The organism is Parvimonas pharyngis, from assembly GCF_046569675.1.
Lineage (GTDB): Bacteria > Bacillota > Clostridia > Tissierellales > Peptoniphilaceae > Parvimonas.
Genome location: NZ_JBKICJ010000001.1, coordinates 457172 through 483404 on the forward strand (window position 1 = coordinate 457172; position 26233 = coordinate 483404).

Annotated in this window: 22 protein-coding genes, 10 tRNA genes and 3 rRNA genes; all 35 read right to left on the reverse strand. The window is 30.2% G+C overall.

Translation table 11 applies throughout. The features are described from left to right. Positions 1-89: 89 nt before the first annotated feature. Entirely contained in the window at positions 90-932 is an 843-nt protein-coding gene (gene rsmA, locus ACLGL0_RS02150; RefSeq protein ID WP_411013450.1) for a 16S rRNA (adenine(1518)-N(6)/adenine(1519)-N(6))-dimethyltransferase RsmA, read from the reverse strand. A 1-nt stretch (position 933) separates the two neighbouring features. After that, positions 934-1485, reverse strand: a complete 552-nt coding sequence (rnmV, locus tag ACLGL0_RS02155) for a ribonuclease M5 (protein ID WP_347714261.1) — start codon at positions 1483-1485, stop codon at positions 934-936. Between the two features lies 1 nt (position 1486). Continuing rightward, positions 1487-2257 (reverse strand): TatD family hydrolase, encoded by a 771-nt coding sequence (locus ACLGL0_RS02160; protein ID WP_411013451.1) that lies wholly within the window; start codon positions 2255-2257, stop codon positions 1487-1489. Continuing rightward, a complete protein-coding gene (gene metG / locus ACLGL0_RS02165) occupies positions 2257-4215 on the reverse strand; it encodes a methionine--tRNA ligase (RefSeq protein WP_411013472.1) in 1959 nt (652 codons plus the stop codon). The genes ACLGL0_RS02160 and metG overlap by 1 nt, the downstream gene beginning before the upstream one ends. 11 nt (positions 4216-4226) lie before the next feature. Continuing rightward, positions 4227-5537 (reverse strand): tRNA (N(6)-L-threonylcarbamoyladenosine(37)-C(2))-methylthiotransferase MtaB, encoded by a 1311-nt coding sequence (mtaB, locus tag ACLGL0_RS02170; RefSeq protein ID WP_411013452.1) that lies wholly within the window; start codon positions 5535-5537, stop codon positions 4227-4229. A 7-nt stretch (positions 5538-5544) separates the two neighbouring features. Next, entirely contained in the window at positions 5545-6273 is a 729-nt protein-coding gene (locus tag ACLGL0_RS02175) for an RsmE family RNA methyltransferase (RefSeq protein WP_411013453.1), read from the reverse strand. Beyond that, positions 6266-7204, reverse strand: a complete 939-nt coding sequence (gene prmA / locus ACLGL0_RS02180; RefSeq protein WP_411013454.1) for a 50S ribosomal protein L11 methyltransferase — start codon at positions 7202-7204, stop codon at positions 6266-6268. The genes ACLGL0_RS02175 and prmA overlap by 8 nt, the downstream gene beginning before the upstream one ends. Continuing rightward, the gene (dnaJ, locus tag ACLGL0_RS02185; protein WP_411013455.1) at positions 7204-8334 is read right to left on the reverse strand and encodes a molecular chaperone DnaJ; all 1131 of its coding nucleotides are present in this window, start codon (positions 8332-8334) and stop codon (positions 7204-7206) included. The genes prmA and dnaJ overlap by 1 nt, the downstream gene beginning before the upstream one ends. A gap of 155 nt (positions 8335-8489) precedes the next feature. Beyond that, positions 8490-8615, reverse strand: a complete 126-nt coding sequence (locus tag ACLGL0_RS02190) for a hypothetical protein (RefSeq protein WP_314558886.1) — start codon at positions 8613-8615, stop codon at positions 8490-8492. A gap of 4 nt (positions 8616-8619) precedes the next feature. Next, positions 8620-9180, reverse strand: coding sequence for a hypothetical protein (locus ACLGL0_RS02195; protein ID WP_411013456.1), 561 nt, complete (start codon positions 9178-9180; stop codon positions 8620-8622). 185 nt (positions 9181-9365) lie between these two features. Next, a complete protein-coding gene (locus ACLGL0_RS02200) occupies positions 9366-10337 on the reverse strand; it encodes a gluconeogenesis factor YvcK family protein (RefSeq protein WP_411013457.1) in 972 nt (323 codons plus the stop codon). Then, positions 10331-11182 (reverse strand): RNase adapter RapZ, encoded by an 852-nt coding sequence (rapZ, locus tag ACLGL0_RS02205; protein WP_411013458.1) that lies wholly within the window; start codon positions 11180-11182, stop codon positions 10331-10333. Before rapZ ends, ACLGL0_RS02200 begins: the two co-directional genes overlap by 7 nt. Before the next feature lie 3 nt (positions 11183-11185). Continuing rightward, positions 11186-12073: a UDP-N-acetylmuramate dehydrogenase gene (gene murB / locus ACLGL0_RS02210; protein ID WP_314558879.1), complete on the reverse strand. Its 888-nt coding sequence runs from the start codon at positions 12071-12073 to the stop codon at positions 11186-11188. A gap of 9 nt (positions 12074-12082) precedes the next feature. Beyond that, positions 12083-13015 carry an HPr(Ser) kinase/phosphatase gene (hprK, locus tag ACLGL0_RS02215; protein WP_411013459.1) on the reverse strand — a complete coding sequence of 311 codons (933 nt, stop codon included), beginning with the start codon at positions 13013-13015 and terminating at the stop codon, positions 12083-12085. Between the two features lies 1 nt (position 13016). Continuing rightward, a complete protein-coding gene (gene uvrC / locus ACLGL0_RS02220; RefSeq protein ID WP_411013460.1) occupies positions 13017-14879 on the reverse strand; it encodes an excinuclease ABC subunit UvrC in 1863 nt (620 codons plus the stop codon). Continuing rightward, entirely contained in the window at positions 14864-16639 is a 1776-nt protein-coding gene (locus tag ACLGL0_RS02225; protein ID WP_411013461.1) for an aminopeptidase P family protein, read from the reverse strand. Before ACLGL0_RS02225 ends, uvrC begins: the two co-directional genes overlap by 16 nt. Before the next feature lie 130 nt (positions 16640-16769). Further along, complete coding sequence (locus ACLGL0_RS02230; RefSeq protein ID WP_233055786.1) at positions 16770-17084, reverse strand: YerC/YecD family TrpR-related protein; 315 nt, start codon at positions 17082-17084, stop codon at positions 16770-16772. A gap of 94 nt (positions 17085-17178) precedes the next feature. Next, positions 17179-17275, reverse strand: a tRNA-Sec gene (locus ACLGL0_RS02235). Positions 17276-17373: 98 nt separating this feature from the next. Beyond that, on the reverse strand, positions 17374-17859 hold the full coding sequence (locus ACLGL0_RS02240; protein ID WP_411013462.1) for a threonine/serine exporter family protein: 486 nt from the start codon (positions 17857-17859) through the stop codon (positions 17374-17376). Between the two features lie 8 nt (positions 17860-17867). Continuing rightward, positions 17868-18662, reverse strand: coding sequence for a threonine/serine exporter family protein (locus ACLGL0_RS02245; RefSeq protein ID WP_411013463.1), 795 nt, complete (start codon positions 18660-18662; stop codon positions 17868-17870). After that, on the reverse strand, positions 18634-19416 hold the full coding sequence (locus ACLGL0_RS02250) for a hypothetical protein (protein ID WP_411013464.1): 783 nt from the start codon (positions 19414-19416) through the stop codon (positions 18634-18636). Before ACLGL0_RS02250 ends, ACLGL0_RS02245 begins: the two co-directional genes overlap by 29 nt. A 97-nt stretch (positions 19417-19513) precedes the next feature. Next, positions 19514-20899: an APC family permease gene (locus ACLGL0_RS02255; protein ID WP_411013465.1), complete on the reverse strand. Its 1386-nt coding sequence runs from the start codon at positions 20897-20899 to the stop codon at positions 19514-19516. Positions 20900-20936: 37 nt separating this feature from the next. Beyond that, on the reverse strand, positions 20937-21674 hold the full coding sequence (locus ACLGL0_RS02260; protein ID WP_411013466.1) for a gamma-glutamyl-gamma-aminobutyrate hydrolase family protein: 738 nt from the start codon (positions 21672-21674) through the stop codon (positions 20937-20939). A gap of 286 nt (positions 21675-21960) precedes the next feature. Beyond that, a tRNA-Arg gene (locus ACLGL0_RS02265) sits at positions 21961-22037 on the reverse strand. Between the two features lie 33 nt (positions 22038-22070). Then, positions 22071-22145, reverse strand: a tRNA-Gly gene (locus ACLGL0_RS02270). Between the two features lie 5 nt (positions 22146-22150). Next, positions 22151-22226: transfer RNA gene (locus tag ACLGL0_RS02275), tRNA-Thr, on the reverse strand. Positions 22227-22238: 12 nt separating this feature from the next. Next, positions 22239-22315 (reverse strand) — tRNA-Asp (locus ACLGL0_RS02280). Between the two features lie 5 nt (positions 22316-22320). After that, positions 22321-22396 (reverse strand) — tRNA-Val (locus ACLGL0_RS02285). A gap of 21 nt (positions 22397-22417) precedes the next feature. Next, a tRNA-Met gene (locus ACLGL0_RS02290) sits at positions 22418-22494 on the reverse strand. 14 nt (positions 22495-22508) lie between these two features. Then, a tRNA-Glu gene (locus ACLGL0_RS02295) sits at positions 22509-22583 on the reverse strand. Positions 22584-22591: 8 nt separating this feature from the next. Next, positions 22592-22680, reverse strand: a tRNA-Leu gene (locus ACLGL0_RS02300). Between the two features lie 4 nt (positions 22681-22684). Further along, positions 22685-22759, reverse strand: a tRNA-Asn gene (locus ACLGL0_RS02305). Then, a 5S ribosomal RNA gene (gene rrf, locus ACLGL0_RS02310) occupies positions 22760-22875 on the reverse strand. 244 nt (positions 22876-23119) lie between these two features. Then, positions 23120-23235: ribosomal RNA gene (gene rrf / locus ACLGL0_RS02315) — 5S ribosomal RNA — on the reverse strand. A gap of 65 nt (positions 23236-23300) precedes the next feature. Then, positions 23301-26200: ribosomal RNA gene (locus ACLGL0_RS02320) — 23S ribosomal RNA — on the reverse strand. Positions 26201-26233: the final 33 nt, after the last annotated feature.

Here is a 26233-nt window from a genome sequence, read left to right on the forward strand (position 1 = left end):
ATTTCAATAAATTTATACCCTATGATTTTTTATTTAAACAAAGCATAAATTATTTTTATACAAATCAAGTATAAATTTATCTTATTTAATTATAAATTTTCATATTCTCTTGCAATATTTTTAAAATCTTCGAGTGATAGTTTTTCAGCTCTTGTTCTAGTATCAATGTTTAATTTATCTAAAACTTCAATAATCTTTTCTTTTTCAATACCAGATTTACAAAAAGAATTTAAAATAGTTTTTCTCCTATTTTCAAATCCATTTTTTATAAGTTTAAACATTGTTTTTTCATACTCAAATCTATCTTTTTTTAATTTCATATTTACAACAGCACTATCAACATTAGGTGCTGGAACAAATACATTTCTTGAAACATTAAACGCAATATTTGCATCTGCATAATATTTTACAAACAAACTAATACTCGAATTATCTTTGCTAGTTTCATCAGCAACAAGTCTTTGAGCAACTTCTTTTTGAACCATAATAGTTATAGATTCTAAGTCTAAATCACTCTCAAGAAGCTTTGTTATAATAGGTGTAGTTACATAATAAGGTAAATTCGCCACAACTACAATTTTCTTTTGAGTAAATTTTTCTTCGATAAGTTTTTTAAGATCAATTTTTAGAGCATCTGATTGAACAAATTCAAAATTATCATAACCACTAAGTGTATAATCTAAAACTTCTTTTAATCTTGTATCAATTTCAATTGATACAACTTTTCCAGCTTTTTCAAGCAAAAACTTAGTAAGAACACCAAATCCAGGTCCAATTTCTATTACACCATAGTCCTTATCAATAGCTGAAACTTCTACAATCTTTTCCAAGATATTTCTATCTGTCAAAAAGTTCTGTCCAAAATTTTTAGAAAAAGAAAATCCGAATTTATCACAAATTTCTTTTATTACTGATAATTTATATAAATCCATATTAAACTTCCTTTCCTAAAATATTTTCAACAGCTAAAATTAACTCCTCTTCAGTAATTCCAAAACTATTCAATCTATTTACAAATTGTTTTGAGTTACAATATCCTATTTTAAAATACTCACAAAGTTGTTCTCTAAGTTCTTTGCTATTACCCATACCACTAATTCCTAAGGATGTTAAAAGACTTAAATCTATTTCATCTTTTCTATCTAAAACAGTTACTTTAGCATTCTCAATAGCCTCTATAATATCTTCAACTTTAGCATTTTCTACTCCAATATTATCTCCTTTTAAAGCAAGCCTTCTACTCAAAAATGCATTTTTACAATTAGGAACAACTTTGTTTATATTTTTTCTAATCTTTTCTCCTGCGTAGTCAGGGTCAGTAAAAACTATTACTCCACATTTTTCATTTGCTTCTTTAATTTTTTTTAGCAAGTTTTTTGAAAAATGCGTTCCATTTGTTGCAATAACATCACAATCAAAAGCAGCTTTTACTTTAGAAATATCATCTTTTCCCTCAACTACTATTATTTCTTTAATTTTTTTCATACTAATCCTCTATTGAAAAAAGATTTCTAACATTGCTATTAGTATTGTAAATTAAGTCATTCAATTCCATTTCTTTTAGTTCAGCAACTTTTTCAGCTGTAAACTTTACGTATTTTGGTTCATTTCTTTTTCCACGATGAGGTTCTGGAGTTAGATATGGACTATCTGTTTCCACAAGCAAATTATCTAGCGGAATAGTTTTTACCATTTCTCTAATATTAACTGCATTTTTAAATGTTACAGCACCAGAAATTGATATATAATAACCCAAATTCATAAATCTTTTAGCCATCTCACTAGAACCAGTATAGCAATGCATTACTCCTATTACTTTACCTTTAAATTCAGATAAAATATCATAAGTATCTCCCATAGCATCTCGCGTATGAATTATAACTGGAAGTTTTCTCTTTTCAGCAATTTCAAGTTGTTTTCTAAAAACTTCTTTTTGCTTTTCTCTAGGAGAGTTATCATAATAATAATCTAGTCCAATTTCTCCAATAGCAACTATTTTATCACTAAAAGATATCTGATAAATTTTTTCTAAATCTTCATCAGTAATTCCTTCAACTTCATGTGGATGAATACCAACCGCACCATAAACTTTATCATATTTCTTTACTATTTCAATAATTTTTTCACTTGATGCAATATCTGAGGCTGGATCAACTATAAAATCAATTCCATCATTTTCAAAGTTAGAAATAACCTCTTCTCTATCATAGTCGAATTTTTCATCATCAATATGACAGTGACTATCTACTATTCTCATTATGATACCTTTGATCCTTCTTTAATATCATTTAAAACAGTTAATACACTTAAGTTTTCTTCATCAGAAGCAGCAAGTATCATACCATTACTTTCAACACCTCTTAGATTAACTGGTTTTAAATTTGTAACAACAATGACTTTTTTACCTATAAGGTCTTTTTCGTTATAGAATTTTCTGATTCCTGAAACGATAGTTCTTACTTCATCCCCAATATCTATTTTAGAAACTAAAAGTCTATCAGCTTTAGGATGTGGTTGGCAATCTATAATTTTTCCAACCTTAAGTTCTACTTTTGCAAAGTCATCTATTGTAATTAATTCTCTTTCTTCATCAACTACTTCTTTTTCTTCATTAGATCCCGAATTTTTCTTCTTTCTTAGTTCAATTAATTCAGAATTCTTTTCTACAATTATTTCTAATTCCTTATCTACATCAAGTCTATCAAATAAATTTTTACCTTTACATACTTTTGTTCCAACTTTAAGTAGTCCAAATTTAGTTAAGTCTTCATAAGAATAATCTGAATATCCTATTTGTTCATTAATCTTAGATGAAGTTTCTTTCATGAAAGGCTTAATTAATCCAGAAATAATTCTTATGCTTTCAAGTAAATTATAAATAACTGTTTTAAGTCTATCTTCTTGTCCTTCTTTAATCAAAGTCCAAGGAGTTGTTTCGTCAATATACTTATTTGTTCTTCTCACTAACTTCCAAATTTCTTCAAGCGCCATTGAGAAGTTAAGTTTATCCATTAATTCAGCGACTCTATCTCTAGTTGTAACAGCTGTTTCAATTAAATCATTATCAATTTCTGTTAATTCAGTTTGAGCAGGTACTATTCCACCGAAATACTTTTCGCACATTGCAACAGTTCTTGAAACTAAATTTCCTAAGTCATTTACAAGATCTGAGTTTATTCTATTTAACATTTTTGTATAAGTAAAATTACCATCTTGCCCAAAAGTAAATTCTCTAAGCATGAAGTATCTTAATGCATCCATACCATATCTTTCTATAATCGGTTCTGCATAAACAATATTTCCTTTACTTTTACTCATCTTATCATCATCAAACAAAATCCAACCATGACCAAAAATTTTCTTTGGAAGTGGTAAATCTAAAGCCATTAGAATTGAAGGCCAAATAATTGCATGGAAACGCATAATTTCTTTTCCTATTAAATGAACATCACATGGCCAGTATTTATTGAATTTTTCTTCATCTGTACCATATCCAACTCCAGTTAAATAACAACTTAGAGCATCTATCCAAACATAAACAATATGTTTTTCATCAAATGGTACTCTAACACCCCAGTCAAAACTTGAACGTGTAACTGATAAGTCAGTTAAACCTTCATTAATGAAGCTAATCATTTCATTTTTTCTTGATTCTGGTTGAATAAAATCAGGGTTTTCTTCATATAATTTTAAAAGTTTATCTTGATATTTTGAAAGTCTAAAGAAATATGTTTCTTCTTCACTCTGAGAAACTTCTCTACCACAGTCTGGACATTTATTTCCCTCTACTAATTGACTCTCAGTCCAAAAAGCTTCGCAAGGAACACAATACATTCCTTTGTAACTACCTTTGTATATTTCTCCCTTTTCATATAACTTTGTAAAAATATCACTTACATTTTTTTCGTGAATTTTATCTGTACTTCTAACAAAAGCATCAAAATCAATATCTAAAGTCTTCCACAACTCTTTTGCACTATCAACAATTGGATCAATATATTCTAAAGGTTCTTTTCCAGCTTTAATTGCTGATTCTTGTAATTTTTGACCATGTTCGTCAGTTCCAGTTGTTAAAAATACATCATAACCTTGAGCTTGCTTGTATTTTTTTAATACATCTGCAACTATTGTAGTGTAAGTATGACCCAAATGTAAATTACTATTTGGATAATAAATAGGTGTTGTTAAATAAAAGTTTTTCTTTTCCAAAATAATCCTCCTAAAATTTATATCTTTATTTTACTTGCTAATCCAAAAATTTCTTCCCCTTCAACAGAAACTCCATTACAATAGACAACTTTATTTTTCATGTTTTCATTATAAGGGGCTGAAAATCTTATATAATTTCTTGTATATCCTACAAGTCTATTTCCATTAACATTTTCTTCAAATAAAACCTCATGTTTTTCTGAAAGTTGTTTTTTCAAAAATTCCGTTGTCATTTCCTTAGCTAATAATATTAATTCATTACTTCTTAACTTCTTAATATTTCCATCAACTTGTTCTTTAAAATCATAAGCAGGAGTCCCTTTTCTCTTAGAATATTTAAAAACATGAATTTTAGAAAAACCAATTTCTTTTACAAAATTTACCGTTTCCCTAAAATCTTCATCATTTTCTCCTGGAAATCCTACGATTATATCAGTTGTAAGAGCAACATTTGGAAAAATCTCCTTAATCATAGTAACTTTTTTTCTATACATATCAGTTGTATATCTTCTATTCATAAGTTTTAAAATTTTATCGCATCCACTTTGTAAAGACAAATGGAAATGTTCACAGACTTTTTTACAATTTTTTAATCTAACTAAGAAATCTTTAGAAATTATTCCAGCTTCAATTGAGCTAAGTCTAATTCTATCCAAGTTTTCTATTGTAGATAATTTTTCTATAACATCAATAAGTCTAGTATTATTATCTAAATCCAATCCATACGAACCAACATGAATACCTGTAATAATTACTTCTTTATATCCATTATTCGCAAGTTTAACAGCTTCATCATAAATATCATCAATTGGTCTTGATTTAATAGGACCTCTTGCATAAGGTATAATACAATATGTACAAAACATATTACAACCTTCTTGTATTTTTATATATGCTCTAGTTTTACTTTCCTGATTTTCAATTGATAATACATCGAAGCCACAATCCTTTGTAAGTTCCGAAACTATATTAAACTTTAAATTAGATTTCTTTGATTCTTCGCACAATTCAACTATTCTAGCTCTATTTTTTGTTCCAATAATAACATCAACATCTTCAATTGCTGATATTTCATCTGGAGCAACTTGCGAATAACAACCTACAACCGCTAAAATAGCTTCTTCATTTAATTTTTTTGCTCTAGAAATAAATTGTCTTGACTTTCTATCGCTTAAATTCGTAACAGTACAAGTATTTATAACATATACATCACATATATCTTCTTCATTACAAATCTCATACCCTCGTTTCTTAAATAACTCTTGCATAGCCTCAGTTTCATACTGATTTACTTTACATCCCAGAGTTAAAAAACTAACTTTGTTCATAAACCTCCTACATAAATTCATATTGTAGAATTGAAAGCAAATTAATACCAGCAGTTTCAGTTCTCAATATTCTTGCACCAAGTCCAATACTATATGCACCATTATCCTTTAAGAAATCTACTTCTTCTCTTTCAAATCCACCTTCTGAACCTATTAATATATAAATATCTTTGCAGGAATTCTCTTTTTTTATTTTACTAATTACTTCTCTTAATGAAATATTTTTATCTTCTTCATAAGCTACGAGTAAATAGTTATCTCCTACAATATTTATAATATCCTTAAATTGTATTACTTCATTTATCTTTGGAACAATTAATCTCTTAGATTGCTTTGATGCTTCATAAGCAATTTTTTGCAATCTTTCAATTTTTTTATTCTCCTTTTTCTCATCAATCTTTACGATACATCTTTTTGAATTAACCAAAGTTATATCATAAACTCCTAGCTCAACTGATTTTTGAACTATTAAATCCATTTTTTCACCTTTTGCTAAACATTGCAATAGATGAATTCTAATATTTGATTCAGTATTTTCAGAAATTTTTTCTAAATTATAAACAGAAATATATTTGTCACAAATCTCTATATTCCCAATATAAAGCTCTCCTAAAACAACGACTTCAATTTTTTCATCTTCTGTAATTCTAAGAACTTTTTTTATATGATTATAATCATCTCCGTATATTTTAACTTTTCCTTCTATGATTGACTCATCAGTAAAAAATCTATGCATTCTTTCTCCTTGCAATCACACAAACCCAATCTTTATTTTTATTTACTTCTAAAATTTCAAAATTATTTTTTATTAAAGCATTTTCAACATCAATATACTTTTCTTCAATTATTCCAGAGCCAATAAAAATTCCATCAGTTTTTATAAATTTACTTATATCATCTAATAGTTTTACTAAAATATGCGCAAGGATATTAGCTACAATTACATCAGCTTTTGAAGTTAATTTTTCACACAAATCACCATGATGAACTATAATTCTATCTTCAACTTTATTTAATTTTGCATTATCTATTGTTGCTTCAACTCCTAAAATATCAATGTCAACAGCTTCAACTTGTTTCGCGCCCAGTTTCAATGCACCAACAGATAAAATTCCACTACCTGAACCGATATCAAAAACTGTTTTATCTTTTAAATCAATTTTTTCTAAAGCTTCTAAACATAGAGCTGTAGTTTCATGAGTTCCAGTTCCAAAAGCCATTCCAGGATCTAATTCAATCATAACTTCATTCTCACTTAAATTATAATCTTCCCAAGTTGGTTTTATTATAAAATTTTTACCAACTTTTGTAGGCTTATAATATTTTTTCCACTCATTTGCCCAATCTTCTGTTTTTATTTTAGAGTCTATTTTTAAAATTACTTTTTCATTATATTCTTTTTCAAATTCAGAAATTCTATCTTGTAAAACTTTAAGATTATCTTCAAGCTCATCATCATTTTTCAAATAAGTTTTTACAGTAATATATTCACTCTTTTCAAAATCATCCTCATCTAAAACTACCCAGTAAGGCTTATCTTTTGCAAACTCTTCATAGTCTCTTGAATCCTTTATATTTATCCCGTCTATGTCAAATAAATAAAGTATACCAACTATATTATCTTCAAATTGATTTTTTACTACAACCTCAATTTCAGTCCAATCCATTAGTCAAATAGCTCCTTTACTTTTTCAAAAAAGTTCTTTTTATGTTCTGTCAAATGCTCTTCTCTTTCATTAGAAAATTCTCTTAGTAATTCTTTTTGCTTATCAGTTAGATTTTTTGGAGTTATAATCTTTACTTTAAATTTTAAATTCCCAGTTCCGTAACCATTAACATCTGAAATTCCTTTGCCTTTTAAAACAAACTCAGTTCCTGTTTCTGTTCCTTCTGGAATTGTATATTTTTCTTTTCCATCTAAAGTAGGAATTTCAACTTCAGCTCCTAAAGTAGCCTCTGTGAAAGAAATAGGCAATTCATAAGATACATCATTTCCATTTCTAACAAATAACTCATGAGATTTTACTTTGAAAATTACATAAACATCTCCATTAGGTCCACCATTTTCACCACAATTTCCTTGACCTTTCAATGTCATAATATTATTTGTATTTACCCCTTTAGGAGCTTTAATAGTAAATTTCTTTTTTACTAAAACGTACTTTTTACCTTTACAATTTTCACATTTTTCTTCTATCATTTCTCCAGAACCATTACATTCATCACATAATTCTTCAGAAACAACAGTTCCAAAGAAGCTTTGTCTTTGAATTCTAATACTTCCTCTACCATTACATTTTGAACATGTAACTTTCTTTGTACCTGGTTTTGCGCCACTTCCAGAACAAGTATTACAAACTGTCTTTACATTTATAAAAATTTCTTTTTCAACACCATTAACAGCTTCAAAGAAATCTAAATCTAAATAAACTTCAGTATCTTCTCCTTTTCTTGGACGATTTGAATTTCTATAATTAGATCCAAATCCACCAAAGCCTCCAAAGTTACCAAAAATACTTTCGAAAATATCTTCCATATCAGAGAAGCCACCAAATCCACTACCTCCAGAAGCATTAGCATTAAAACTAGCCTCTCCATAAGTATCATATTTTTGTCTTCTATCTTCATCACTTAGTATTTCATAAGCGAAATTTACCTCTTTAAAATTTTCTTCTGCCTCTTTATTATCAGGATTAACATCTGGATGATACTTTTTTGCAAGTTTCCTATATGCAGATTTTAATTCTGCCTTATTACAATTTTTATCCACCCCTAAAATTTCATATAAATCTCTCATACTCTCTCCTAAAAACATATAATTTATAATTACTCAATATATTATTTTACCATAAAATGAACTTTCTTTCTACTATTTTTATAATAAATAATGTAATGCACAAATTTCAAAATTAACAAAAATAAAAAGGAGCTTTCGCTCCTTAAAAATAAAATTTACAATTTTGACCTAATCCTCTCAATCTCTTCTTTAATTTCTTTTTGATTTTTTAGAACTTTATCTAATTTATATGAAAGTAGATATAACATCAAAAATAAACAAAATACTATAACTGTATCCATAAAATCACCTCGAATATCCTAATTTACTTAAATCTGGAGCTGTATTACCTTCATAAGTCATGTACCCATTATAATTAAAAATATAATATTTACTTCCTATCTTACAAAGACATCCTGCTAAAGCTTCATAATCTCCCGGAACATGATACATCCATTCATCTCCATATCTTTCCCAACCATTTAACTCTTTTAACTTTCCTCCAATATTAAACCAGTACCATTTATTATTTATTGATAACCATTCTGAATTATTATACCTTGGGTCAAACATAAAATTATGTTCTGGAGAAAAATAGTACCAACCTTCATAGTAATTATCATAATGCCAACCTGTTTTAAATTGACCATATGTTTTATAGTACCACATAGTTAATCCATTCTTAGTTATATCTATCCATCCATTAGCTGTGGCTTGTAACTTTATTTTATGTTCTCTTTCTAAGTCAAAATGAGGTTTCATCTCTTCAGCAAAAATCGTTTTCTCTTTACAAAAAATCGGCAAGAATATCGAAGATAACATGCTAACTAATAACATAAAACTTACAATTTTCTTAAATTTTTTCATGATAAAAAACCTCCTAAACTATTATTTTTACCATTATATCACAGCGTTATAAGTATGTCAAGTAAAATTCTTTTTTTCTATTTTTGTTTATGTTATGATACAATTTAATTGAAATTTAAACAATCTAAATATACAAAAAAAGATTGGGAAATCCCCAATCTAAATGTTAAAAACATAATTATTATTTAAAAATTTTCTAAAATCAATCTTGCAAGTCTATCTTCGTTATGCCTTGAATATCCAGATGACTTACTAATCAAGTTGTCTTCTAAAACTCTTATGTTTAACTTTTTCAAATTTTCTCTTTCTTCATCACTTAATAATAATTGACTTGCATTTTTTCTCTTATATTTCAAATCAACTTCTTCAGGAATTATTTCATTATTTACTATAATTGTATCAATTTTAATCCCTTCACAATGCTTATAAATTGCGTTCAAATGATCAGTAACCTTATAATCAAAGGTTTCTGTTGATTGATTAACAACATTTAAAATAAAGCAAATTTTTGCTTTGGTATTAGTTAATGCTTCACTTATTTCAGAAATTAATAGATTTGGAATTACAGAAGTATATAAACTTCCCGGACCTATTAAAATTACATCAGAATTGTAGATTTCGTGAACAACTTCATTAAGCGGTTTTGCATATTTTGGAGAAATAAAAACTCTATTTATTCTACTACTATTTTCATCTTCTAAATTCAAAGCAGTAATATTACTTTCTCCCTCAATTATTTCTCCATTTTCAAGTTCTGCAAATAATTTTATATTATCTAAAGTAACTGGTAAAACTTTCCCAGTTATTGCTAAAATATTTGAAGTTTCTTGTATTCCAAGCATAAAATCCTTATATATATCAGCCATTGCAACTAGAAATAAATTTCCAAAACTTTGACCTTTTAAATTTCCTTCTTTAAATCTATATTTCATCAACTTTTCCATAGATTTTTCAGTATTAGCAAGAGAAATCAAACAAGCTCTAATATCTCCAGGTGGTATAACTCCTAAATCATCTCTAAGCATTCCAGAACTTCCACCATCATCAGCAACAGTTACAATTGCGGTAATATCTTTAAAATATTTTTTTAATCCTTTTAGAAGAGTAGAACTACCTGTTCCTCCTCCAATCGTCACAATTTTTAAATCCTCTACCATAATCTATCGTCTCTATGTGCAATATTAACATTAGAATGTCTTTTTTTAAGTTCAGCAAATAATTCTTCAGCTAGGCAAACTGAACGGTGCTTTCCTCCGGTACATCCTACACCTATTGTCAACATAGTTTTCCCTTCAGTTTTATACTTTGGAATTAAAAATTCCAACAAATCTACAATTTTATTTAAAAATATTTTTGAGTCTTCAAAACTCATTACAAAGTTCTTTATTTCTTCATTTGTTCCATTAAAATCTTTAAGATCTTCAAGGTAATATGGATTAGGTAAAAATCTAACATCAAAAACTAAATCCGCTTCAACAAGTATACCATTTTTGAATCCAAAAGATTCTATATTTATAACTAAATCTTTTTTATTCCCATTAAAAAATAGAGTATTTAATTTGTTTCTAAAACTACTAGCGGTTAATCTTGTGGTATCAATAATTATATCTGATTTATCTTTTATATCACTTAACATTTCTCTTTCTAATTGTATAGACTCAGAAAGATTACCCTTTGGATTTACCGGATGTGGTCGTCTTAATTCTTTATATCTGTTAATAAGCGTTCTATCACTAGAATCTAAAAATAGAACTTTTAACTCACAATCCATTTTCTTTAAGTTTTGAATTGTTTCTGATAAATCTTCAAAAAATCTAGCTCTTACATCAACAACTATTGCTAAATTTTCAATTCCTTTTGTAGAATTATTTATAAGTTCTACAAAATCTACAATAAATTTTGGAGGAAGATTTTCCATACAATAATATCCCATATCTTCAAAATGGTTTAATGCTAATGTCTTTCCTGCTCCACTCATTCCTGTAATAATAACTGCTTCCATAATCTAATCCTTTAATATTCTTACCTCAGTCTCTAATTTGACTTCAAATTTTTCAAAAACAACTTTTTGAACATACTCAATAAGTTCCATAACTTCTTTATAACTTGCATTGCCTTTATTTACAATGAATCCGGAATGTTTTTCAGAAACCCATGCATCATTTATATGATATCCTTTAAGTCCAGCATCTTCAATCAATTTTGAAGCAAAATGTCCCTCAGGTCTTTTAAAAGTACTTCCGGCAGAACCAAAGTTTAAAGGTTGTTTTGAATTTCTTTTTTCCCTTAAATCTTCATAAACAGCTTTTATTTCTTCTTTATTTCCTTTTTTTAATTTTAATTTTATAGTTAAAACTATATAATTTTTTCTTTGAATTATACTTTTTCTATAAGAGAAATCTAATTCTTCATTTTTTAATTCTTTTACTTCATAATTATCAAGATCTAGCACTTCAACAGATTCAACTATATCTTTCATTTCTCCACCATAGGCTCCAGCATTCATAAAAATCGCTCCACCTATTGTTCCTGGAATCCCAGAAGCAAATTCAAATCCAGTTAAAGAGTTTTCATATGCAACTGTGTAAACTTCTGATAGTTTCGCTCCAGAATGAGCAATTAAACATTCTCCTTCAACTTGTATATTTGAAAATTCACTTTTTATTTTAATTATAACTCCGTTATAGCCATCATCTGGAACTAATAAATTAGATCCATTACCTATAACGAAAAATTTTAGATTATTTTCTCTACAAATTTTTATTGCTTCAATTATATCTTCTACCTTTTTTGGTTCGATAAGAGCAATACATTTACCACCAATTTGAAATGTTGTATGATTTTTTAATGGCTCATCATATTTTACAACACAATTCAATTTACTAAATAACATAATTACCACCTAATTCGATTTATTATTAATTTCTTCCATTATTCTTTTAGTTAGTTCCTCAGCAGCATTATAACCATACATCTTTTGGCGTATATTTCTTGCTGCAACCTCTACTATTAAGGCTATATTCCTACCCGGTTTAACTGGAATAACAATATGAGGAATTTCTATTCCTAATATATTTTTATATTTATCATCAAGACCTAATCTATCATATTCTTTATCCTCAACCCAGTTTTCGAGTTCAATAACAAAATCAATATCAGTAGATCTTTTTATCGCTCCTGAACCGTATAATCTTTCAATATCTAAAATTCCTAAACCTCTAATTTCCAGAAAATGTCGAATGTTTTCAGGAGACTGTCCATATAGTTTATTGTCAATTTTTTTTATATCAACAGCATCATCTGCTACCAATCTATGACCACGAGCAATAAGTTCTAATGCCGTTTCACTCTTTCCAATACTACTTTTACCTATTATTAATATGCCCATACCAAAAACTTCTAGTAATCCCCCATGAATTCTAATTTCTTCACTTAAAGCATATTCTAAGAAATCACTCATTTTAGAAATTAATTTTGTTGTTCCATAGTCAACTCTTAAAATAGTTCTATTATGTTTTTTTGCTAATGAATAAACTTCATAAGGTACATTAATATTATAACTATAAATTAAAGCGGGTATTGGATAAGAAAAGTATTTATCAAAAACATTTCTTCTTTCATCAAATGGTAAATGTTTATCATAGTATTCATGTTCTGGTTGTCCAATTATTTGAATTCTTTGATATGGAAATGTATCAAAAAAGCCATTTAGTTGAAGACCAGGTCTATTAAATTCATTAAATTTTATTTCAATATTATCATAATCATCACTTTTATATACAATTTCAAGCTCTAGTTTTTCAACTAAATCTTTTAATAGAACACTTTTTTCCATACTATCCCTCATTATTAAAAAATTCAAATATATTTTTTGCCGTTCTTTTATCCATTTTATCAACAGTCATAAGTTCATCTATACTTGCCTTTTTAATCGCAGAAACATTTCCAAAATGAGATAAAAGTTTTATCTTCTTAATTTCTCCAACACCTTTAATTTCATCAAGAATTGAATTTTGTAATTTTTTATTCTGCAAACTTCTATGATAATTAATAGCAAATCTATGAACCTCTTCTTGAATATCAAATAAAAATCTATATATATTTGTATTTATATCTAGCTCGATATAATTATCTTCAAAAATTATTCCTTTTGTTCTATGCTTATCATTTTTAACAAGTCCTATAACAGGAACATTTAGGTTTTTCTCCAAAAGAACTTCTTTTGCTACATTAACATGCCCCTTACCACCATCCATTAAAATAAGATCTGGCATTTCAGAAAAACTACTTCCAATAGAATTTATTTTTTCATCTAAAAACCTGTTAAATCTTCTTGTAAGCATCTCTTTATGACTAGAATAGTCATCTTGACCTACAACAGTTTTTATTTTAAACTTTCTATAATCTTTTGAACTCTTAAATCCATTTTTATAAACTACCATACTTCCAACATTAAAATCACCAGAAATATTTGAAATATCATAGCATTCTATTCTGTTAAGAGTTTCAATATCTAAAATATTCTTTAAATAGTTAATTGCCTCTAAATATTTTATATTAATATTTTTACTATCAAAAATATGTTTAGTTAAAATTTCTTTTGCATTCTTTTGTAAAATCTTAATTTGTTCAAATTTTACACCTTTTTTAGGATTTTTAACCGAAATTGAATTTTCATCAAAAATTTTTGATAAAAATAAAGATATCTCATTTAAAAATCTATCATCTGAATAATCAATATATATTTCTTTAACCTTATTATGATGACTTATGTAAAATTGTCTAATTACATTTGAAAATAATTCTTCAAACTCTAAGTCTAGATTGTTTTCAACAATAAAATGCTTTCTATCTATTACAAGACCGTCATTTACAATAAAAATTGCAACTACCAATATATTTTCAACATATGCATACGAAATCAAATGATATTCTTTAAATTTCTTTATGTTAAATATTTGTTTTGTAAATAAATAATCTAATTCACTCAAAAAATCTCTGTATTTAATCGCAAGTTCATACTCTTCTTTTACAGAGGCTTCTTTCATCTTATTAAGCAAAATTTCTTTAATTTCAGAAGTATCTCCAGAAAGAAATTTAATAACTTTTTTTACATCATTATTGTAATTTTCTCTATCTATATTTTGAGTACATGGAGCTGAACATCTTTCCAAATAATAGCTCATACAAGGTCTTTGTAAAAACTTTCCCCTGTCAAAATTTAATTTACAATCTCTAATATTATAAATTAATATAGATAATTCCATTAATTTTTCTAAGTCTGAAATTGTAGGAAAAGGCCCAAAATATTGAGCCTTATCATCCTTTACATCTCTAACTTTTAAAATTTTTGGAAATTTTTCATTTGTAATCTTTATATAAGGATACTGCTTATCGTCCTTTAAGTTAATATTATATTTTGGTCTATTTTTTTTTATCAAATTTGCTTCTAAAACTAAACTTTCAGTTTCATTATTAACAATTATATATTCAAATCTATGAATATGTTCTACCATAGCTTGAACTTTCTTATACTTATGATTAGTAGTAAAATATGACCTAACTCTATTTTTTAAAGAAACAGACTTCCCAACATATATAATATTGTCATCCTTATCATACATTATATAAACTCCAGGTAAATCTGGTAGTTTTTTTAATTCGTAATTTATATCAAATTCTCTTAAATTTCCTTGCATTGTTCTCTTAAGTATTCTAAATCATGTCCACTTAAATATGGAGATAATTTTTCATAACACATTTTATTATAATCATTTAACCAAGCAATTTCATCATCACTTAATAATGATTTATCAACTGGTCTTGTATCAATTGGAACAACTGTTAAATTATCAAATTTTAAGAATTGTCCAAATTCAGTCATTTCATCTTCAACACAAACCATTATACTTTCAATTCTAATACCATGGCTTCCACTAATGTAGATACCTGGTTCATCTGAAGTAACCATTCCAACTTCCATTGGATACTCATTTCCAGCAGTTGCTATTCTTTGTGGTCCTTCATGAACATTTAATACGTGACCAACACCATGTCCAGTACCATGATTGAAGTTAATTCTATTTTTCCATAAGCAATATCTAGTAAATGCATCTAAATATCCACCATTAGTTCCTTCTAAGAATTTAGCTTCCATTAAATTAATATGAGCTTTTAAAACAAGAGTATAGTGGTAAATTTCTTCTTCTTTTAATTTACCAACAGCAATTGTTCTTGTAATATCAGTTGTTCCATCTAAATAATGTCCACCACTATCAATTAAATATAATCCTCTAGGTTCAACCTTTACAGGGTTTTCATGACTTGGTTTATAATGTGGCATTGAAGCATTTGCACCATAAGCAGAAATTGATTCAAAACTATCTTCTATAAATAAGTCTTGTTGTTTTCTAAATTCTAATAATTTTTCAGCAGCTATCATTTCTGTTATAGTTCCTGTTGGAATTCCAGTTTCTAACCAATTTAAGAATCTTACTAAAGCAACACCATCTTTAATGTAAGCATTTTTAGTATTCTTAATTTCTATTTCATTTTTATGACATTTCATTAATGAAGTAAGATTTGTTCCTGTAACAATATTAACACCTCTTGCAATTGATGAATAAACTGCTACATTTGTTTTTCTTGGTTCTAAATATAAAGTTTTTCTTGCTTCAATATCAGAAACATCTCTTCCTATAACTTCATATGGTTTAATACTAACATTATTTTCTTTTAAGTAATTTGCAACTTCTTCAGATAATTTTGATTTATCAATATATAAATTACAAGCCTTATCAGAAACTAAAAGGTATGAAATAACAACTGGGTTACATTGAACATCATTCGCTCTAATATTTAAAACATATGCAATATCATCTAATGATCCGATGAAATGATAGTCAATTCCTCTATCTTTCATCATAGCTCTTAATCTAGCTAATCTATCAGAAGTTGACTCTCCAGCATATTTTTCATCAAAGATATATACTTTACTATCTGGACTTGCTGGACGACCTTCTTCATTCCAAATTTCTCCAACATAGTCAACATCTGTTATAAATTCAAAATTAGGTAATTTTTTAATTAAATTTTCATATTCAGCAACAGAAGTATTATTACCATCAAATGCAATTTTTCCTCTATTTGGAAATTCTTGTAATAAGAATTCTTCAATAGAAATTGATTCTGGTAATCCTGTTTTATATAATTCAACTTCTCCAACTGCTAATTCTTTTGCAGCTTGAATGAAATATCTTCCGTCAGTCCATAATCCTGATTTCTTTGTTGTAATAACAGCAGTACCAGCTGAACCTGTAAAGCCTGTTATAAATTCTCTTGTTTTGTAATAATCAGCTAAATATTCTGATTGATGAGGATCTGAGCTAGGTACAATATAGGCATCTATATTTCTTTTAGCCATCATTTTTCTCAACTTACTAATTCTTTCATTAATCATAATAATACCCCCTAAAATTTTTAAATTTTAACAATTATATTATATCATTGTAAACTTATTATTTCAATAATAAAAAACTTTTAAATAAAAAAGATACTATTTAAAATAGTATCTCACTTAATTTTCTTAATTATTTTTTTCCTTTTAAATCTTTTGCAATTAAAGCATCAAGAACTAATTCATATCCTTCAGCGCCAAATTGCAAAGATCTATTTACTCTACTAATTGTAGCAGTTGATGCTCCAGTTTCAAGTTCTATTTCATTGTATGTTTTTCTAATTTTTAAAAGTTTTGCAACTTCTAATCTTTGAGAAATAGAATTTAATTCACGTAAAGTACAAACATCTTCAAAGAATGCATAACAATCATCTTTGCTTTTTAACATAAGAATAGCTTCAAAAAATTCATCTAATTGTTTTGATTGTAATTTTTTTAAGTTTGACATAATAATACCTCCATTTATTTAATAATATCACGAACTAATTATACTTCATTGTACAATAATAGTCAAGTGTTAAATCACATTTTATAAAAAAAATTGGCGGGAATATGTGGGAATCGAACCCACCTAAGAAGCTACAAACTCCTTACGCTGGTTTTGAAGACCAGAGAGCACACCAGAACTCATCTACTCCCATAAAACAACATTAAGTATTATACATTATTTAGTAAAAAAAATCAACCTTTTAAGAAATCAATTCATAAAAAAGTTGATTTTATATAAAAAATTAATACTATTTATCTGAAAACTCTCCAATTTTATCTGTAATCTCATTTATTTTATTAACTCTATCAAATTTAACTCTTTTAATTGATTTAGAAAAAACTGCAGATATTAAAACTCCTATTGCTATAGAGCATGCATGAATAACAGTGCTGATACCACTATTTAAAGCTAGTAGATACTCGTTTTTTGCAAAATATTCCATAGTGCGATACATTCTATAACCTGGAACTAACATGACAATTCCTATATATAAAAATACTGTTGATGGAAGTCTAAGTCTTACAGAAAAATATTCAGCAAATAGTCCGACAACTACTGAAGCTATTAAATTGCTAACTGCATTTCCAAAATGTTTACTACAAAAATAGTAAACAATCCAACTGATTGTCCCTGTTATTGTACAATATACAATTGCTTTTTTTGGAACAATAAAAAATATCGAAAATGCTATACTTGAAACAATAGCACATATAACATTTAAAAATAAATCCATAAAAACTCCTATCCAAAAATTCTAAGAACTAAAACTACTCCAACCGCAATAGAAACCGCAGTAAATATTGCAGACATTATTCCAATTATCCCAGATAAAATATCTCCAGATAAAATATCTCTCATTGCATTTGTTATCTGAATTCCAGGAAATAAAGGCACGATTGACGCTATCATAATACTTGATATATTTGCTATACTTACAATTTTAGACATAGTCATAACAAAAAGAGCAACACCACTTGCCGATAAAAATGTTGTTAAAAATGAAGGTAATCTAGCTTTTTCTATATATACTAAGATTAACATTTCAACAAACATAGCTAAGCAAGCAGGAATAAAATCGACTATAGTACCTCCAAAAATAAATGCCAAGAACGGAGCTGATAATGTTACTAATGAAATTTTAGTAAAATTGCTATATGAACTCTTATTTTTTATATTTTTCAATTCTTTAAATCCATCATCAATATTTACTTTTCCAGAAACAATACTTCTGGAAAGTTCATTCAACATGGATATCTTCTCTAAATTTTTAGCGGTATCATTTAATCTTCTCATACTAGTATAATTCGTTTCATTATACACAAAGGAAATCATAACCATATTACTCAAAGCAAAAGTATTAACTGCTTTAATATTTTTAAAAGATTTACAAATTCTATTAATACTATCTTCTACTCTATAAACTTCTGCACCATTATAAAGTAAAGAATATGAGAATTTAATGCTAAAATTTAGTAGCTTTTTAGCTTCTACATCACTATTTATTGTATTATTCTGATTCATCATCGTCGTATTCATCAAAACGATCTTCCATTTCTTTTTTAAATTTATTTCTTGAACGAACAACATATATTATTAATAACATTAAAACTCCTGGAACAATTAACATTACAGGGTTACTAATAAAATTTGAAATTGTCTCCATTCTTTGTTTATAATCTTTTTCTGACTTTTCATTAACAGCTTTTATTCTTTCCTTCTTTTCTTCTTCAGTTAATTCATCATAGTTCTTAGTAAAATCATCCTTAGGTTTTGTATACTTATTTGCTTCCAATCTTTTATTTTTTTCAATTTCATCAAGATTAGGGACATACTCTCCCTTATTTATCATATTCTGGAATAATTTAACTTCTGCATTATTAGGATCTTTATCGTTTGCTAAATATAGAGTTTCATAATTACCAGATGTGGCTTTAAAAATCCATGTTAAATCTAATGTATTATCTTTCTTTAGTATCCCAACAAAATAATCTCCTTTTGCAGGAACTAATCTACTATAGCTATATTCAGTAAATTTAGGAACTTCAATTTCATCAATATTTTCTCCAAGAAAAATTGTAGTCGCTTTAACTTTAAACTTACCATCTGAGTCTTCTATAATATTTCCTATAAAGAAAGATTTATAGTCCATATCATAAATTCTATTTGCTCTATCAAAATTATCGTCTGCAAAAGAAATTTTTGAAACAAAATTTAAACTTAAAATAGATATTAATAATATAACAAATATCTTATCTAGATAAGTTCTTATATTAATAAATTTATTTTTCATAAAAATCACCTCTATTAATATTTTACCATAAAAAAATAATAAAAAATAGAGAAGAAAAGATTCTTCTCTATAATTTCTAATTTTAATATCTTATTTATTACTTACTTTCTTTTCTAGTTTTAGAATAAATAAACATAATAGCTGGTAAAACAACATATCCAACTATCATTGATACAATAGCTTTAACATTAGTTACTACAGCACCTGTGCTATCTTTAACTGAAAATTGTCCTTTCCAGTCAAATTTAACAAGAAGTAAGATAGTAAGTAATAATGCTATTATAGGAATAATAACGTCTGCTACCATATTCTTCTTTGAATCTAAAACAGGTTCTTTTGATTTTCCATAGAAGAAAATTACAACTGCTATAGGTACGATTAAGAATTGAACAAAACGTGAAATTGAACTTATAATCGTAATACTTGTTGAATCATATCTAAAGCTTAATGGTATAATTATAGCAAATATAGCTGTAAATAAGAATGCAGGTAATGGTAAATCATTTGATAATCTTTTTGCAAAAATTTCAGGAACTTGTTTTTCTTTAGCCATAGCTTCTAATACACGTGGTGTACTGAATGAAGCAGCAACATTAATACCAAACATAGAAACTAATGCTCCAATAATAACAACTTTTTCTAATATAGGATTTGTAAAGATTGAAGCTAGAACAACAACTTCATTTGATTGTACTAATGCAACTGGATTAAGATGCATACCAACTAATATAATTCCGAAATAAATAGCAGCTATAATACCAATAGCTAAAGGAATAGCCTTTGGTAAATTCTTTTCAGGTTCTTCCATATCTTGTGAACCACTTGCAACAGATTCAAATCCTGTAAATGCATAGAATGCTGCGATTACAGCTGTTACAAAAGTAGTAGCTGTCATTTCTTTAATTAATGGAGTTCCATCTTTAGCTTTTAATAAACTTAATTCTGAAATATGAGAAGTTCCAGTATAAGCTAAAATAGCAACACCGGCTATAATAGTAACAACTAAAGCTAAAACTTTTCCTATTGTTGAAATATCACTAATTATAGTTAATAATTTTGTTCCAAAAATATTAATTAATAATAAAATAATCATCAAAACTAAAAATCCAATAGTAACATAAGTTAAATTAGCAGAATCAAAACCAAATATTTTTAATGTAGTTCTAACAACAAATGTTCCCATTGTTCCCCAAGCTATACTTGCAGCAATAACTCTAGTAACACCAACATATTGTCCTAGAGAATCTCCAAAAGCTGCCTTTGAATATGCATAAGCCGCTCCACCTTTTGATACATACTTAGCAGCAGAAGCAAAAGTAATAGCAAGCATAGATGTAAAAATAGCAGCTACAATATAAATCAGTGGTGCTTTAGTACCTGCTGATTTAGCAACACTACCAGGTGATAAAAATATACCTGTACCAATAATTGAATTTATAGTCAAAAGTACTATTGACCAAAATCCTAATTTTTTCTTATCCATTGAAATAATTCCCCTTTCATAGTTAAAAAACTAAAAACTATTTACTTTTTCTTTTTTCAACTTCTTTTACAAATTCGTCAAAAACTTTTTGAGAATCTTCATATTTTACTGACAACATTTCTGGATGCCATTGAACACCAACTACAAAACAATCTTCTGTAATTTTTTGAATAGATTCTACAACCCCATCTGGACTCTTAGCAACAACCTTAAATCCAGGTGCAACATCCTTTAATATTTGATGATGGAAACTATTAACTTTATTTTCTTCACCCAAAATTTCTCTTAAGAATGCTCCTTCTTCAAAACTAACAGAATGAGTTGCTTGACTTGGATTATCTTGTTGATCATGTTTTAATTTAACAAAATCAGCATAAGATAAATCTTGATATAAAGATCCTCCATTAACAACGTTAATAATTTGGAAACCTCTACAAATACCAAACACAGGCTTATTAAATTTAACAGCTGTTTTATAAATTTCCATATCAAAAACATCTCTTTCATGGAAAACTTCCCCTATTTTTAATAATGGATCTTCTCCATAATTATATGGATTAACATCATGTCCACCTGATAAAATTACTCCATCTACATGTTCTACCATTTCTCTTATACTTTCTAAATCTTCATTAAATGGTATAATGAAAGGAATACCACCTGCTCTTAATATAGCTTCAACATAATCTTGATTGACATAAGATCTTCTATATCCAGAAAAAGTATTACCTTTACTAATTAAAATATTACCTGAAATTCCAATAACTGGTTTCATCTTACTCGCCTCCTTAAATAGTATCCTAACAATTATATCAAAAAAGTGTAATAATTACAATATAAATAGACTAAAATACATAAAATATTATACTAAAAAAACATAAAAATGATCTTATTTAAATATTATATAAATAATATTTTCAATATAATATATATTATTATCTAATTAAAGTAATTGTTTTACTTTTTAGTAAATAAAGTAGCAATATTAATATACCCAAAAATAAAAATAAAAAAAGAGTCAACATAATATTTGACTCTTTTTTTATCTGGTAATTCATACTTGGCGTGCCATAGAGGATTCGAACCCCTGGCCTTTTGGTCCGTAGCCAAACGCTCTATCCAGCTGAGCTAATGGCACATATTAGAAAACTCAGAATAAATTCTGAGTTCTTGGAGCGGAAGACGAGATTCGAACTCGCGACCCTCGCCTTGGCAAGGCGATGCTCTACCACTGAGCCACTCCCGCAAATATGGAGCTGGTGGGAGGACTTGAACCCCTAACCTACTGATTACAAGTCAGTTGCTCTACCAATTGAGCTACACCAGCAAAAAAATTTATTGGCGACCTGGATGGGACTCGAACCCACGACCTCTAGCGTGACAGGCTAGCATTCTAACCAACTGAACTACCAGGCCTTATTTGGTGGGCACAATAGGGCTCGAACCTATGACCCCCTGCTTGTAAGGCAGATGCTCTCCCAACTGAGCTATGCGCCCAAATACAACCTAATAAAAAAATGGTAGCGGAGAAGGGATTTGAACCCCTGACACTGCGGGTATGAACCGCATGCTCTAGCCAACTGAGCTACTCCGCCACAAAAGAATATAATGGTGACCCCACCGGGATTCGAACCCGGGTTACCGCCGTGAAAGGGCGATGTCTTAACCGCTTGACCATGGGGCCTAAAAAACTGGTGCCGAGGACCGGAATCGAACCGGTACGATGAGTTAACATCGCAGGATTTTAAGTCCTGTGCGTCTGCCAGTTCCGCCACCCCGGCACATTGGCTCCCAGGGTGGGGCTCGAACCCACAACCTACCGGTTAACAGCCGGGTGCTCCACCATTGAGCTACCTAGGAGTTTGGCTGTTTTCTATTCTCCCAGTACGAGATGTACTAGTACCTTCGACGTTTAGGAACTTAACTTCTGTGTTCGAGATGGGAACAGGTGTATCCTCCTAGCCATCACAGCCATACTGTAATTTAATTTTTGCTGTTAAGCTCCGAGCTTTCACTGTCGAAACTTACCATTTGTTTCACAAATGGAGTTTCTTAGTATCTGACCTACGACGCAATCATAGATTGCTGTTAGGTCATGAACTTCTGTGTTCGAGATGGGTACAGGTGTATCCTCCTAGCTATCACAGCCATACTAAATATTTTAATGTCAAAAAAATAAATAACATTAAATAAACAAAAAACCATTCTTTCGAGTGGTTTGTTTGGCTGTTTTCTATTCTTCCAGTACGAGATGTACTAGTACCTTCGACGTTTAGGAGCTTAACTTCTGTGTTCGAGATGGGAACAGGTGTATCCTCCTAGCCATCACAGCCATACTTATTTGTTTGTTTTTTTAAAATATATTTCTGTTTGATACCCTCCAATTAAAGAGTATATATTTCTGGTCAAGCTTTCGATTTATTAGTATCAGTTAGCTTTGATGTTGCCACCTTTACACCTCTGACCTATCTACGACATTTTCTGTATCGAATCTCTCTTGCATTGCTGCAACAGGAAATCTCATCTTGAGGGGGGCTTCGTGCTTAGATGCCTTCAGCACTTATCCCTTCCAGACTTAGCTATTCAGCATTACCATTGGCATGATAACTGATACACCAGCGGTCTGTCCATCCCGGTCCTCTCGTACTAAGGACAGCTCCTCTCAAATTTCCTACGCCCACGATGGATAGGGACCGAACTGTCTCACGACGTTCTGAACCCAGCTCGCGTGCCTCTTTAATGGGCGAACAGCCCAACCCTTGGGACCTACTCCAGCCCCAGGATGAGACGAGCCGACATCGAGGTGCCAAACCTCCCCGTCGATGTGAACTCTTGGGGGAGATAAGCCTGTTATCCCCGGGGTAGCTTTTATCCGTTGAGCGATGGCCCTTCCACTCGGTACCACCGGATCACTAAGTCCTAGTTTCCTATCTGCTCCACTTGTTGGTGTCGCAGTTAAGCTCCCTTTTGCCTTTGCACTCTTAGAATGATTTCCATCCATTCTGAGGGAACCTTTGAACGCCTCCGTTACTCTTTAGGAGGCGACCGCCCCAGTCAAACTGCCCAACTGACAGTGTCCTTATACTCGTTTCAGAGTATCAAGTTAGAAATTTAGTATCAAAAGAGTGGTATCCCAACGTCGACTCCACGAAAACTGGCGCTCTCGCTTCATAGTCTCCCACCTATCCTGTACATTTAATACCAAATTCCAATGCCAGCCTACAGTAAAGCTCCACGGGGTCTTTCCGTCCTATCGTGGGTAAGTCGCATCTTCACGACTACTACAATTTCACCGGATCCTTTGTTGAGACAGTGCCCAAATCATTACACCTTTCGTGCGGGTCGGAACTTACCCGACAAGGAATTTCGCTACCTTAGGACCGTTATAGTTACGGCCGCCGTTTACTGGGGCTTAAGTTCTATGCTTCGATTGCTCTAACATTTCCCCTTAACCTTCCAGCACCGGGCAGGTGTCAGCCCCTATACTTCATCTTTCGATTTAGCAGAGACTTGTGTTTTTGGTAAACAGTTGCTTGGGCCTATTCTCTGCGACCACTCTATGCTCCATACGAAAGTATCTCACATCTAATGGTACCCCTTCTCCCGAAGTTACGGGGTCATTTTGCCGAGTTCCTTAACAAAGGTTCTTCCGCGCGTCTTAGGATTCTCTCCTTGCCTACCTGTGTCGGTTTTGGTACGGGTATCTTCTCACTCAATAGTACCTTTTCTTGGCAGTTTGGAATCTGTTGCTTCACTACTTATTTTTCGCTCCCCATCGCATCTCGATATTAAAAATAGGGATTTGCCTCTATTCTCTACCTACTTGCTTAGACGTGCTCTACCATTCACACGCTCAACATATCCTCCTGCGTCAGTACATCTCTCAAACATTCAAAGATAGTACAGGAATCTCAACCTGTTGTCCATCGCTTACGCTTTTCAGCCTGGGCTTAGGTCCCGACTTACCCTGAGAGGACGAGCCTTCCTCAGGAATCCTTAGGCTTTCGACGGGAGGGATTCTCACCCTCCTTTTCGCTACTCATGCCAGCATTCTCTCTTCTGTAAAGTCCACTTCGTCTTCCAACTTAGCTTCGCCCCTTACACAATGCTCCTCTACCACTAATTAAATTAGTCCACAGCTTCGGTATTAGATTTTAGCCCCGTTCATTTTCGGCGCTCTACCACTTGACCAGTGAGCTATTACGCACTCTTTAAATGTATGGCTGCTTCTAAGCCAACATCCTGGTTGTCTAAGTAGTAAAACATCCTTTACCACTTAATCTATATTTAGGGACCTTAGCTGGTGGTCTGGGCTCTTTCCCTTTTGACTATGAAGCTTATCCCACATAGTCTGACTCCCAATCATCATTTATCAGGTATTCGCAGTTTGATAACTTTCGGTAATGTCTAACACCCCTACGGTATTCAGTGCTCTACCCCCTGTAAACTAAATTGAGGCTAGCCCTAAAGCTATTTCGAGGAGAACCAGCTATCTCCAAGTTCGATTGGCTTTTCACCCCTATCCACAAGTCATCCGATAGCTTTTAAACGCTACCCGGTTCGGTCCTCCATGAAATTTTACTTTCACTTCAACCTGCTCATGGATAGATCACCTGGTTTCGGGTCTATGGCATACGACTTATCCGCCCTATTCAGACTCGGTTTCCCTACGGCTCCGTAACTTCATTACTTAACCTTGCCGCACACCATAACTCGCTGGCCCGTTCTACAAAAAGTACGATATCATCTCTCTTAAGACTCTATCTGCTTGTAGGCATAAGGTTTCAGGTTCTATTTCACTCCCCTCCCGGGGTTCTTTTCACCTTTCCCTCACGGTACTATTCTCTATCGGTCACTGAGTAGTATTTAGCCTTAGGGGGTGGTCCCCCTATATTCACACAGGATTTCTCGTGTCCCATGCTACTCTTTCTAAGCCAGAATCAGTTAGATTTCGTTTACAAGACTTTCACTTTCTTCGGTTGGTCTTCCCATACCATTCTACTATCCTTCTTCTTCATTGACTTAATTTGGGCTCTTTCCATTTCGCTCGCCGCTACTTTGAAAATCGAATTTTTTCTTTCTTTTCGTCTGGCTACTTAGATGTTTCAGTTCACCAACTATTCCCTCTTGTTGCTATGTATTCACAACAAGATACTTGAGGTTTGCTCAAGTGGGTTTCCCCATTCGGACATTCACGGATCACAGGATATTTGCTCCTCCCCGAGACTTTTCGCAGCTTATCACGTCCTTCTTCGGCTCTCAGTGCCAAGGCATTCACCTTATGCCCTTGGTCGCTTGACCAGAAATATATTTCTCTTTAATTGTCAGGTTTCT